12 protein-coding genes and 1 pseudogene are annotated in these 12,616 nt (G+C 72.4%); 12 read left to right on the top strand and 1 reads right to left on the bottom strand.

The features are described 5' to 3' along the window. Positions 1-12 precede the first annotated feature (12 nt). A complete protein-coding gene (locus tag JNW89_RS01335) occupies positions 13-1,938 on the bottom strand; it encodes an N-6 DNA methylase (protein ID WP_238447299.1) in 1,926 nt (641 codons plus the stop codon). A 99-nt stretch (positions 1,939-2,037) separates the two neighbouring features. Here JNW89_RS01335 and JNW89_RS01330 point away from each other — a divergent pair, with 99 nt between their 5' ends. From JNW89_RS01330 to JNW89_RS01275, 12 genes and pseudogenes are all read left to right on the top strand, one after another. Then, the gene (locus tag JNW89_RS01330) at positions 2,038-2,562 is read left to right on the top strand and encodes a DUF4352 domain-containing protein (RefSeq protein ID WP_238447298.1); all 525 of its coding nucleotides are present in this window, start codon (positions 2,038-2,040) and stop codon (positions 2,560-2,562) included. 84 nt (positions 2,563-2,646) lie between these two features. Next, the gene (locus JNW89_RS01325) at positions 2,647-3,228 is read left to right on the top strand and encodes a hypothetical protein (protein ID WP_238447297.1); all 582 of its coding nucleotides are present in this window, start codon (positions 2,647-2,649) and stop codon (positions 3,226-3,228) included. A gap of 145 nt (positions 3,229-3,373) precedes the next feature. Beyond that, positions 3,374-4,285, top strand: a complete 912-nt coding sequence (locus JNW89_RS01320) for a hypothetical protein (RefSeq protein WP_238447296.1) — start codon at positions 3,374-3,376, stop codon at positions 4,283-4,285. Between the two features lie 31 nt (positions 4,286-4,316). After that, positions 4,317-5,135, top strand: a complete 819-nt coding sequence (locus JNW89_RS36395; protein WP_238447295.1) for a ribonuclease HI — start codon at positions 4,317-4,319, stop codon at positions 5,133-5,135. A gap of 268 nt (positions 5,136-5,403) precedes the next feature. Further along, a pseudogene (locus JNW89_RS38460) lies at positions 5,404-5,715 on the top strand (hypothetical protein); the annotation flags it as partial. A gap of 1,558 nt (positions 5,716-7,273) precedes the next feature. After that, complete coding sequence (locus tag JNW89_RS01305; protein WP_238447293.1) at positions 7,274-8,185, top strand: AAA family ATPase; 912 nt, start codon at positions 7,274-7,276, stop codon at positions 8,183-8,185. Further along, positions 8,182-8,586 (top strand): hypothetical protein, encoded by a 405-nt coding sequence (locus JNW89_RS01300; protein WP_238447292.1) that lies wholly within the window; start codon positions 8,182-8,184, stop codon positions 8,584-8,586. Before JNW89_RS01305 ends, JNW89_RS01300 begins: the two co-directional genes overlap by 4 nt. Further along, on the top strand, positions 8,583-9,032 hold the full coding sequence (locus JNW89_RS01295; RefSeq protein ID WP_238447291.1) for a DUF4190 domain-containing protein: 450 nt from the start codon (positions 8,583-8,585) through the stop codon (positions 9,030-9,032). The genes JNW89_RS01300 and JNW89_RS01295 overlap by 4 nt, the downstream gene beginning before the upstream one ends. 270 nt (positions 9,033-9,302) lie before the next feature. Beyond that, positions 9,303-10,064, top strand: coding sequence for a LacI family DNA-binding transcriptional regulator (locus tag JNW89_RS01290; protein ID WP_238447290.1), 762 nt, complete (start codon positions 9,303-9,305; stop codon positions 10,062-10,064). After that, positions 9,965-10,342 carry a substrate-binding domain-containing protein gene (locus JNW89_RS01285; protein ID WP_238447289.1) on the top strand — a complete coding sequence of 126 codons (378 nt, stop codon included), beginning with the start codon at positions 9,965-9,967 and terminating at the stop codon, positions 10,340-10,342. Before JNW89_RS01290 ends, JNW89_RS01285 begins: the two co-directional genes overlap by 100 nt. A 67-nt stretch (positions 10,343-10,409) precedes the next feature. Beyond that, positions 10,410-11,693 carry an extracellular solute-binding protein gene (locus JNW89_RS01280; protein WP_238447288.1) on the top strand — a complete coding sequence of 428 codons (1,284 nt, stop codon included), beginning with the start codon at positions 10,410-10,412 and terminating at the stop codon, positions 11,691-11,693. Further along, entirely contained in the window at positions 11,690-12,616 is a 927-nt protein-coding gene (locus JNW89_RS01275) for a carbohydrate ABC transporter permease (protein ID WP_238447287.1), read from the top strand. The genes JNW89_RS01280 and JNW89_RS01275 overlap by 4 nt, the downstream gene beginning before the upstream one ends.

Here is a 12,616-nt window from a genome sequence, read left to right as displayed (position 1 = left end):
GCGCCTGGCCCCTTACTTCGTTGGTCGCTTCCGGCTTGTCCGCTGCTCAGGGCGAAGTGATCCACGCGCCAGACCGTCGGCGGTGATCCGCACCAGGTCAGCGCCCAGCGACGCTGCCTGTCGGATCGCCGACTCGAAGGCGTCGAGGCGCCGGAAGGCCTCCCCGTGTGCCCGCTGGTCGTCCAGCGACAGCCGCCGCACCTGCGCCCGCCGGATGTCGAACCGCAACGTGCCTGACAGGCTCGACGTCTGCTTCTCGTTGGCCGATGTCCGCAACTGCCCGGCGAGGAACCACGAGTCCAATGCGGCCGAGTTGGGCCGCAGCAGGTAGAGGTTGCGCCCCAACAGCGCCCCCTCGGCGGTGACCACCCGGGCGGTGAGCTGCCGGGCGATCATCGGCACCACCACGTCCCCGGGCGCAAGGGCGATCTCCTGGCCGTACCGGTCGTCGATCCGACCCGACGCCTCGTCGCCCGCCAGCACGTCCTGCACGGTGAGCACCGGCGGCCCGTCGGGTGACGGCTCCGACGAGCCGGCCCGGACCGGCCCGATCAGCTGGAGCGCACCGGCACGCGCCAGCTCGCCCACGGTGAGGAACTGCCCATCCACCTCGTCCGGCGCGGGCGTGACCTGCGGCATCAGGGCTGACAGCTCGCCGACGACGGCGGCCAGCCGCTCCCTGGTGCGTACCAGATGCTCTCCCGAAGCCTCGCCCCCGACGGCGGGTTGCCGGCGCGCGGGTGTGAGATCGACCTCCTCGTCGAGCAGCTCGATGACCGGGACTGCCCGCGCGAAGCCAATCTCCTCGACCTCGGCGTCCGGCGCGGCGGAGAAAGCCCGCCACACGGCCAGCACCCGCGGGGCCGTCTCGGCCAGGTCACCGCCGGCGGCGTCGACCAGCAGCGCCCGCGCCGGTGGCGGCGCGTCGGCCGCAGCCCGCCGCAGCACCCACAGGTGCAGCGGTACGCCGTGCGGCGCGGCCACCCCCGGCGGGAGCGCGATGACGGCGCGTAGGTGACCCCGGCGCAGCAACTCACCGCGGATCCGTTTACCGGCCCGCCGGCTGGCCACCGTGGGCGGCATCAACAGAACGGCGTGCCCGCCGACCCGCAGGCGAGCGAGCGCGTGCTGCACCCAGGCCAGCTCCGGTTCGGTACGTGGTGTGGTGCCGACGATCCAGCGTGAGTCGTGAACGAGTTCCTCGTCGCCCCAGTTGGTGACACCGAACGGTGGATGGCAGACGACCGCGTCGAAGGCGCGCTCGGGGAAGGCGTCCGCCCGCAACGAGTCCCCGACGACGACCTCTCCCGGCACCTCGCGCAGGGCCAGCCAGAGTCGAGCGAGCGTGCCAAGGTCCGCGTCGAGCTCCTGCCCGTACGCGGAGGTGCAGCCGGCGCGGACGGCGGCCCGCAGGATGGCACCGGAGCCGGCGGCGGGGTCGAGGACGGAGCCGCCGCCGACGTCGGCGAGCCCGACCATGAGGTCGGCCAGGTCGTCGGGGGTGGCGAACGGGCGGCCCGGGCCTGGTGCGGAAAACCGTTGCCACAACTCGTCGAACGCGCCCTGCGGGCCCAGCTCGTCAGCCAGTGCGTCGACGTCGGGTAACAGGGGCGCCAGATGTGTATCGGCCCGGCGGGGACGGCCACCGCGCTGGCGGGCCAGCAATAGGGCGCCGACGGCGGCGAGGCCGGCGGCCGGGGAGTCGCTGGCCGCCGCGAGGTGCCGCCAGAGCCGGTCGGCGGTGGCGAGCTCGGGGAGCTTGCCCTGGCCACGGAGCCACTGCTCGACCTGGATCAGATCGAACTCGGGGCTGGCGGCGGTACCGCCCACCGGGGCGGGGAAGTCGGGGTGCCGCTTGCGCCAGTTGCTGACTGCGGCGCGACCGACCCCGGCGAGCCGGGCGATCTCCGCCGCCGTGATGGTCGGGGTCTCCTGCACCTCCGAAGTGTGTCACACCTGTCAAGCATGATGCTTGTTGACAGTGTTCACGGATGGTGCTCTCATTGACGCCGCAACGTTCACATCAGGAGGACAACGATGCGCAAGACCACCACTCTCGCCCTGATCACCACCGGCCTCGTCGCCTTGGGCTGCGGCTCCGGCGCCACCGAGACGTCCAAGAGCTCCGGCGACGGCGGCAAGGGCGAGGACGCCCCGGCGAAGACCGCGAAGGTCGGCCAGCCGGCTCGGGACGGGAAGTTCGAGTTCACGGTGAAGTCCGCCAAGTGCGGCGTCGCCAAGGTCGGCACCGACCTGCTCGGGGAGAAGGCGCAGGGCCAGTTCTGCCTGGTCACCGTCACCGTCAAGAACATCGGTAAGGAAGCGCAGATGTTCGACGGCAGCAGCCAGAAGGCGTACGCGGCCGACGGCACCGAGTACTCCGCCGACGGTGGCGCCGCCATCTACGCCAACAAGAACGCCGAGACGTTCCTCAACGACATCAACCCCGGCAACCAGGTCAGCGGCGTCGTCGTCTTCGACATTCCCAAGAACGTCAAGCTCACCAAGCTCGAGCTGCACGACTCGCCCTTCTCCGGCGGCGTCGACGTCGCCCTCGGCTGACCCCTCCCTCTTCCAGTCCGGGGCGGGTGCCGTCGCCCGCCCCGGCTGTTCACACCGTCACCTGTTCACAGAAGGAGCCTCGCCGTGACCGACTCGACCACCCCCACTCCGCCCAACCAGCCGCTGCCTCTGCCCGAGACTCCACCGGGCCGCACGGTGGCCAGCCGCAGCCCGTCGGAACACGCCGACCTGCCGGTGCTGGACACGCCGGTGCTCGGCACGGAGGCCGCCACGACGGACCACGGACGCCGGCGACGCCTGCCCCTGCTGATCGCCGTGGCCGGAGCGGCCGCCCTCGTCCTGATTGGCGTCGGTGTCGCCTGGGCGATGGGGGCGGACGGTACGCAGGCCGAGCCGCAGGCGAAGACGCCATTCGCCTCGGCGAGGGACAAGTGCGGAAGCGGCGCGCTGACGGGCGAGTCGGAACTGGGTGATCAGGGCAAGACGCTGACCCTGCGCGGCCAGGGCAAGGAGAGCAGTGGACTCAGCTACTCGACGCTGGAGTGCTACTGGTCCGAGCTCGACATGCCCGACTCGGTGAAGGCCGAGGTCGAAGCCACCCGTGCCCTCGACGGTCGGCAGACCGGCGACTGGGGGGACATCCACGCCTCGTGGAGCTACCACCCGGACAGCGGACTCCAGATGGTCCTCACCCACGCCAACTGACCAGGTGCGGCTGGTCGCCGCCCGAATCGTTCCCGACATCAGCTCCACAGCGTTCTGCCGGCGGACCCGTCGGCGACTCCCTCCGCTCGTCGCCCCGGTTCGGCACGCCCGCCGGACCGCAGCCCTCTCACGCCCGGAGACGACTATGGCCCTCCCCCGGATCCCGCGTCCGATCGACAGCTGGTGGAACAACTCCTCCCGCCACACCGTCCGCCAGGCCGCCGCCCTACTGGCCCCGGCCGTGCTGACGAGCCTCGCCCTGACCGGTTGCGGTGGCGGCAAGGCCGTCACCGCCGCGACACCCTCCACCAGCGCCTCTGCCTCCGCCAGTCCGTCGCCGACCATCAGCCCGACGCCGGAGCCCGACCGTGACGGTGATGGCTACCCCGACTTCGCCGACACCTACCCGGACGACCCGAAGAACATCCCCCAGCAGCAGCCGTTCACGCTCACCTGCGACATCGACGACGTCATCGGGACCACGGAGTTCACCGTCACCACCACGGGCGCCGAGGGTCGGGCCGACTTCACGGCGCTGTGGGCAGAGAAACCGACTTCTTGTGACACCGAGCTGGCCGTCTATCCGGTGACCACGACCGAGCTAGCCGCGCTCAAGACGTCAAAGTACGACGGTAACGACATCTCCGTTCTCTACGAGATTTGCGCGGCGGTCGACCCCGACGACACGTACGTGGAGCCGGACTTCGCCGCGAGCAGCGAGCAGATCCCGGAGCGGAACGCCGCGCTGCTCCTCTGCCCGAAGCACCCGCACGCCAAGAAGTGGAAGCAGGCGGTCAAGCGTGGCCAGGTCGACGTGGACCTGGCGGCCCAGGGCCGGCTCTTCGGCTCCGGCACGTTCCGGGTCGGCAAGGAGATCAAGCCCGGCACCTACGTCACCACGGACGTCGACGGCTGTTACTGGGAACGGCAGAACAGCTCCGGCGGCACGATCGACAACTACTTCACCAACAGCGCCCGCCGCGTGCAGGTCACCATCCGCTCCTCCGACTACGCCTTCAGCTCAGAGCGTTGCGGCGAGTGGCGCCCCGCCCGTTGAAACAAGTCCCCATGAGACGTCAGGAGGCGTCGTGCGTCCCGATGAGTTCCTCCGCACCCTGGCCCTGCTCCCCCCTCCCCTGCACGACCGCGCCATCGTCCTGCGCGGCTACGCCCGCGCCACCCGCTGCGACGACTGCCAGCGCATCGGCGACGCCGTCCGCCTGGCCCTCACCGCCGCCCACTACGACGAGCTGACCTCCGCCGGCGAACTGCTCGACACCGCCGAGCGGCTCGCCGCCGACCACGGCATCCACCGCCGGTCCGGCGACGACCAGCAGCGCGGTCGCGGCCGGGTGGTCCGCTGGGCGACGGCGTCCGCGCCGCTGGTCGCCGCGACCGACGCCAGCTGGAAGGGCCGCGTCGGCGGCATCGGGTACGTCGTCAGCGACGGCCACTACGGCCTGCTCGGTCGGGGCACCGGCCGGCTCGACCCGACCGGCGCCTCCCGGGTGCTGATCAACGAGCTGCGCGCGGTCGACTACCTGCTGACCGGGTACGACGAGGCGCCGGTGGGCATGACGGTGCTGCTGGACAGCCTCGCCGCCCTGCGGTACCTGCACCGGTGGCAGGCCGGCGAGACCGACGCGATGCCGGCCGGCTACAGCCTGCGGGAGCGCCGCTGGTCGGACCAGCCGACCCTGGTCCGGCTCGCCGCGCAGGTGGCCCGCCGTCCCGACCTGACGTTCGCGCACGTCAAGGGGCACAGCGGCCACGCCCTCAACGAGGCCGCCGACGGTCTGTCGCACATGGCCCGCCGCCGGCGGGAGGAGTCCTTCGACCTGCGTCCCCGGGCGCACGCCCTGGTCGACGCGTTCCTGCGCGACTGGCACACCACCGCCGTCGGCTGACCTGCTCGGCGGGACAGCCGATCCGTCCACGTCATCAGCTCCACAGCGTCCCGGCAGCACCTCACCGTGCAACCCCGAGCGGACCGATGACCCGTCGGCCGTGCGGACCTCACCCGCCTGGAGATGACCATGACCGTCCCCCGTCAGGAGTTGACTCCCCCGCCCGCCGCCTGGGCCGGCCCCACCCACTGAACCGAGCCGCAGCCACGTCCACCGCTCATCCCGGGCGGCCGCCCGGCCCGCGGACACCCTGCTCCTGGAGACGACCATGACCGAGCCCGCACAGCCCTTGATCGAGCTGATCTTCGACCGACTCGCCGCCGACAGCGACGTGAAGGCCGACACCGCCGAACTGGTCCTCGCCTCGCTCGCCGGCGAGGACGACCTGACCGCCGCCCTCGCCGGCCACCCCAGCCGGCTCGACCCGCGGTCCGCGGCGAACGACGAGCCGTCTGAGCGGATCTGGCTGAAGTCGGTGACCGTCGCCGGGTTCCGCGGCATCGGCCCGGAGCGCACCCTCGACATCACACCCGGGCCGGGCATCACCCTCGTCGTCGGCCGCAACGGCTCCGGCAAGTCGAGCTTCGCCGAGGCCGTCGAGCTCACCCTCACCGGCGACAGCGCCCGCTGGGCCGACAAGACCAGCGTGTGGCGTACCGGGTGGCGCAACCTGCACGCCCCGGACCCGTGCCGGATCGGTGTGGAGCTGCGGGTCGACGGCGTGGCCACGCCGACCCGGGTGGCGCGGGCCTGGCCGGCCGGTGGTGAGCTGGCCGACGCCGAGGTGAGCGTGACCAGCGAGCGGGGCCGGCACGGCGGCCTCGGCGAGCTGGGCCTGGCCCGCCCGCTGGAGCTGTACCGGCCGTTCCTCACGGCCGCCGAGCTCGGTCGGCTCGCCGCCGGCACGCAGAGCCAACTCTTCGACGCGCTCTTCGCCATCCTCGGCCTGGACGCGCTGACCGACGCCGACCAGCGGCTGATGCGCGCCGCCCGGCCGCACGACACCGCCGTCAAGGAGGTACGCGCACAGCGCGCCGCCCTGGCCGGTCTGCTCGCCGAGGTCGAGGACGACCGGGCGCGGCGGGCCGCCGGGCTGCTGCGCGGCCGGGGCGCGGTCGACCTGCCGGCGTTGACTGCGATCCTTGACGAGCCGGACGAGGCGACCGCCGACGAGGCGGTGCTGCTGTGCCGGGAGCTCGCCGCCCTCGACCCGCCGCCGGTGGACGAGGTGACGCGGCTGGCCGGGCAGCTGCGGGACGCGGCGACCGAGACCCTGCGGTACGACGGGGGCCGGTCCCGGGCGGCGCTGCGCAGCGCGGAACTGCTCCGCCTCGCCATCGAACATCACGAGGACCGGGGCGACGGGCCCTGTCCCGTCTGCGCCACTGGCACCCTCGACGGTGGGTGGCGGGCCGCCGCCGCCGAGAGCCTGACCGAGTTGCGGCAGCGCAGCGTCGCCGCCCAGACGGCGGCGACCCGACTCACCGCTCTGCTGCGCCAGGCGCACCACCTGATCGACGACCTGACCGTGCCCGACGGCCCCGGATCGCGGACGCCGACCGGGTCGCCGCTCAGGAGCGTCGGCACCGAAGTGCCGCACCAAGGGGCCGGCGGGAAGGTCCTTCCCGGGGGTGCCGCCACGGCGGCGTCGGACAGGAACGCTGGCGCCGGAGCTCTGAACGGAAGCGCCGGCATGGCGGCCGTGAGTGGAGAAGCCGGCACGGCGGCACCGCGCGGAAACGCCGGCGAAGCAGCCCAGAGCGGAAACGCCGGTGCGGGAGCCCGAAGCGGAAACGCTGGCGCGGGAGCCCTGAGGGAAAGCGCCGGCATGGCGGCCCTGAGCGAAGACACCGGCATGACGGCACCGAGTGAGGGCGACGGAGTTGCGGCGCTGCTCGGGGCGCTGCGGGAGGCCGTGGCCGCGCTGCGGGGCGTACCCGGGGAACCGGCCGAGTTGGCCGACCACCTGGCCGCGCGGTACCCGGCGGTGGTGGCGGCGGCGGACGCGGCCCGCGCGTACGCGGAAGGTTTCCTGCGGCAGCGCGACACCGGGTGGCGGTCGGCGGCGGCCGAGTTGGCGCGAGTGGGTCGCCGCCGCCGGGCGGGCTGGCGGGCGCGGGAGGCGGACGCTGGCCCGGGTGAAGGCCGCGCGCGCCTGGTTGACGGACACCGGCGCGGCGGTCCGGGACGAGCGGGTCGCGCCGTTCGCCGCGCACTCGCAGGGGATCTGGGAGCAGCTGCGGCAGGAGAGCAACGTCGAGCTGGGCGCGATGACCCTGGCCGGGACGAACACCCGGCGGCGGGTGGTCTTTCCGGTGAGGGTGGACGGCGCGGACAACGGCACCGCGCTGGGCGTGATGAGCCAGGGCGAGATGCAGGCCCTCGGGCTGGCCACGTTCCTGCCGCGCAGCTGCGCCCCGGAGAGCCCGTTCCGGTTCATCGTCGTCGACGACCCGGTGCAGAGCATGGACCCGTCGAAGGTGGACGGGCTGGCCCGGGTGCTCGCCGAGCTGGCCGAGGACCGGCAGGTCGTGGTCTTCACCCACGACACCCGGCTGCCCGACGCGGTGCGCCGGCTCGATCTGGGACGGGCGCGGATCGTGGAGGTGCAGCGCGCCGAGCGGTCCGTGGTGACCGTACGGCCCGGCTCCGACCCGGTCACCCGCTACCTCGACGACGCGTACGCCCTGGCCCGCAACGACGAGCTGCCCGCCGACGTACGCGCGCCGGTGGTGGCGGAGCTGTGCCGGTCGGCGGTCGAGGCGGCCTGCCACCAGCGGGTGTGGCGGGCCCAGGTGACCCGTGGCGTGCCCCATGACGACATCGAGGCGGCCATCGTCGACGCCTCCCGCCGGCTGACCACGATCGTGGCCCTCGCCGTCTTCGACGACGCGGAGCGCGGTGGCGACGTGCTCGGTTGGCTGGGCCGCCACGGCGGCTGGGCGGTGAGCGCGTACCGGGCCTGCCGGGAGGGCGTGCACGGGGCGTACCTGGCGGACCTGCCCGGCCTGGTCGCGGACGCCCGCGCCCTGGCGAAGGTGCTGGCGTGACCGCGCCGACGCCCCGCCGCTGCCTGGCGGCGGCCGACCAGCTGCTACGCGGCGCCGGCCCGCTCGGCGCCACGGCGGTGACCGCCGGCTGGTGGCCGCGGGCCTGCGCCTGCCTGATCCGCCTCGCCCTCGAAGGCGGCATCGACGACTACTGGCGGCGGGTTCGGCCGGCCGTGGCGAAGTGCCGGCAGGGCCGGGCCAAGCAGCTGATGCTGCGCAGTCGGCTCGGGCCGGGAGCCGAGGTCGCCCGCCGGATCGGGTACGCCTGGGCGACCCTGTCCGCCGCCACCCACCACCACTGCTACGAGCTGGCCCCGACGGCGGCGGAGCTGCGCCGCCTGCACACCGAGGTCGGCGCCCTGCTCCACCGACTCGACCAAGGACAGGAACCGCGACGATGACCTACCCTCAGCCCGGCCACGAGCCGACCCGGCCCCTGCCACCGGTCTCGGCCGTCCCCGCCGGCCCGTACCCGCAGGCCGGCCCGTACCCGCCGGCCAGGCCCTACCCGCCCGCCGTGCAGTATCCGCCGGCCGTGCCGTATCCGGCGCCCCTGCTGATCGCGGCGCCGCCCACGTCCGGCACCGCCACCGCCGCGATGGTGCTCGGCATCGTCGGCGTGCTCGGCGGATGGTGTGTGTTCGGCCTTCCCTGCCTGCTCGCCGTCGTCCTCGGCCACATCGGGCTGCACGAGACCCGCGACGGCCGGAAGTCCGGACGCGGCATGGCCGTCGCCGGGCTGGTGCTCGGCTACGTCTTCGTCGCCCCGGCGGTCGCGCTCACCGTCATGGTCTTCTTCGGCGGCGTCATCGGCGCCGCCACCCCGACACCTACCGCTACTCCATAAAGGGCGGATCCCTGATGACCTTCGACGAGACCGAGGTGCTCGGTGTCAACGCGTACCAGATCATGGCCCGTACGTAGGTCAAGCGGCTCGTCGACGAACTGCCCGACTCCGGAGCGGACGCTGAGGCGTACCTGAAAGGGCTGCGCCCGCCGGAACGTGCACCGGAGCCAGCCATTGATCCGTTTGCTAAACCGGTCTAGCATCTCCCAAACCGGTTTAGTGACCGGCGCTCGCTCCAGGACCTGCAGGTGCGGAAAGGAGGTCGAGTCGGTGAGCCAACGTCGACCGACGATCATCGACGTCGCCCGTGCCGCGGGAGTCTCCAAGGGAGCGGTCTCCTTCGCCCTCAACGGCCGGCCCGGGGTGGCCGAGGAGACCCGCCGGCGGATCCTGGCGGTGGCGAAGGAGCTGGGCTGGACCCCGAGCCATCGGGCCCGAGCCCTGTCCACCTCCCGGGCGTTCGCCGTCGGCCTGGTGCTCGCCCGCCCGCCGGAACTGCTCGGCGCCGACCCGTTCTTCCCCGCCTTCATCGCCGGTGTGGAACGCGTCCTCGCCGAGCAGAGCCAGGCGCTGGTTCTCCAGGTGGTCACCAGTCAGCGGGCGGAGGAGGACGGCTACCGGCGGCTGGCCGCCGACGGTCGGGTGGACGGGGTGTTCCTGCTGGACCTGCGGGTCGCCGATCCGCGGATCGCCCTGCTAGAGGAGTTGGGGCTGCCCGCCGTCACCCTCGGCCGTCCCGACGTGGCCAGCCCGTTCCCGGCGGTGCTCGTCGACGACCGGCCGGGGATCGCCGCCGCGGTACGGCATCTGGTGGAGCTGGGGCACCGGCACGTCGCGCACGTCGCCGGCCCGGACCACTTCCTGCACGGCTCGGCGCGGCGGGACGCCTGGGAGAACGCGCTACGGGACGCCGGACTGTCCCCCGGTCCTGCGTGCCGTCCGACTTCTCGGCGGCCGGTGGGGCCCGAGCCACCCACCACCTGCTCGACCTGGCCGACCCGCCGAGCGCGATCATCTACGCCAACGACGTGATGGCGATGGCCGGCATGGCCGTGGCCCGGGAACGTGGCCTCGACGTCCCCGGCCAACTGTCGGTCACCGGCTTCGACGACACCGAACTGGCCGCCCACATCAGCCCGGCGCTGACCAGCGTCCGGACCGATCCGTCCGGCTGGGGCGGCGTCGCCGCCCGTACCTTGCTCGACCTCGTCGACGGCAACGGCGGCCCGGACGTCGAGATGCCCCCCGCGCAGCTCGTCGTCCGCGCCTCCACCGCTGCACCACCACCCACACCACACCAATCGCCGTGACCCACCGCCCGGGCATCGCCTCGGCCTGGTCGGTGCAACGTCACGGCAGTCGAGATCGGAGACCGATATGAGACGTACCGTCCCCGCTGCCTTCCTCGTCCTCTCCCTCGGCCTCACCGCGGCCTGCGGTGACGGCGGCTCCGGCACCAAGGCCGATTCCTCGGCCAAGGGGCCGATCACGATCTGGCTGTCGAACAACAAGGAGGAGTTGGCCTGGGGCAAGGCGATGGTCGAGGCGTGGAACGGCCAGCACGCCGACCAGAAGATCACCGCGCAGGAGATCCCGGCCGGCAAGTCCTCTGAGGAGGTCATCGGCGCCGCGATCACCGCCGGGAACGCGCCCTGCCTGATCTTCAACACCGCGCCGGCCGCCGTGCCGCAGTTCCAGAAGCAGGGCGGGCTGGTCGCACTGGATGACTTCGAGGGCGCCAAGGGCTACATCGAACAGCGGACCGGTTCGGCCGCCGAGCAGTACCGGTCGCCGGACGGCAAGTACTACCAGATGCCCTGGAAGGCCAACCCCGTCATGATCGTCTACAACAAGGCGATCATGCAGAAGGCCGGCGTCGACCCGGAGAATCCGCCGCTCGGCACGTACGCGGAGTTCCTCGACACGAGCCGCAAGATCAAGTCCTCCGGTGCGGCGCAGGCGGCCATCCATCCCTCGCCGGCCAGCCAGTTCTTCCAGTCCTGGTTCGACTTCTACCCGCTGTTCATCGCCGAGACCGGCGGGAAGCAGCTCGTCGAGGACGGCAAGGCGCAGTTCAGCTCGGCCGAAGGGCAGCGGGTCGCCGACTTCTGGAAGACGCTCTACGCCGAGGGGCTGGTCCCGAAGGAGCAGTACAACGGTGACGCCTTCGGCGAGGGCAAGTCCGCCATGGCCATCGTCGGCCCGTGGGCGATCCCGGTATACGGCGACAAGATCAAGTGGGGGCTGAAGCCGGTCCCCACCTCCGCCGGCAAGCCCGCCGCCGAGATCAAGACCTTCAGCGACGCCAAGAACGTCGCGATGTACTCCTCCTGCCAGAACCGGGGCACCGCGTGGGAGGTGCTGAAGTTCGCCACCAGCCAGGAGCAGGACGGCGCGCTGCTGAAGGCGACCGGCCAGATGCCGCTGCGCGCCAACCTGACCGCCACCTACCCGGACTTCTTCACCGAGAAGCCCGGCTACCGTGACTTCGCCGACCAGGCCGGGCGCACCGTCGAGGTCTCGAACGTGCCGAACTCCGTCACCATCTGGCAGACGTTCCGGGACGCGTACTCGGAGTCGGTGATCTTCGGTAAGCGGCCGGTGGCCGACGCGTTCGGCGACGCCGCGAAGAAGGTCGACGGGCTAGCCGGCCAGCGATGACCGCCCACCTCACCCGGGGCGCGCACCCGCGCCCCGGCCGCCGACCGGTGACGGCTCTGATCGGCCGTCACCCGGTCGGGCTGGCCCTGATCGCGCCGTACGCGGCGTTCATCGTGCTGGTCTTCGCGTATCCGTTCGGGTTCGCCGTCTGGATGACCTTCCACGACTACTTCTTCGCCGCGCCGGGAGCCCAGGTCGAGCGTCCCTTCGTCGGGCTGGAGAACTACCGCACCGTGATCGGCGACCCGGGGGTCCGGCAGGCGTTCGGCAACATCCTGGTCTTCCTGCTGATCAACGTCCCGCTCACCGCGGTGCTGGCGCTCACCCTCGCCGTGGCGCTCAACCAGGCCATCCGGGGGCGCACCTTCCTGCGGGTCGCCTACTACGTGCCCTATGTGACGGCCAGCGTTGCCGTGGTCGGGGTGTGGCTCTTCCTGTTCAGCTCGGACGGCCTGGTCAACACGGCCCTCGGCCCGCTCGCCCCGAACCCGTCCTGGCTGGTCAACGAGACGCTCGCGATGCCACTCATCGCGGTCTTCGTGGCCTGGAAGCAACTCGGCTTCTTCATCCTGCTCTACCTCGCCGCGTTGCAGAACGTCCCGAAGGAGCTGTACGAGTCGGCAGCGGTCGACGGGGCGAGCGCCTGGCAGCGGTTCCGCTCGGTGACCGTACCGGCGGTCCGCCCGGCCACCACCCTGGTGGTGATCGTAGCGACCATCACCGGCGCGAACCTCTTCACCGAGCCCTACCTGCTGACCGGGGGCGGCGGCCCGAACGGCGCCTCCACCTCCCCGGTACTGCTGATGTACCAGCGCGGCATCGAGCAGGGCAACCCGGACGTGGCGGCGGCGATCGGAGTGCTGCTCGTCATCGGCGTCGTCAGCGTATCGATGATCAACCGTCGACTGCTGGAAAGGCCCTGA

Source organism: Micromonospora sp. 4G55 (assembly GCF_016803375.1).
The sequence above is the reverse complement of the archived record's forward strand: the minus strand, read 5'-3'. Positions and strand labels throughout refer to the sequence as shown.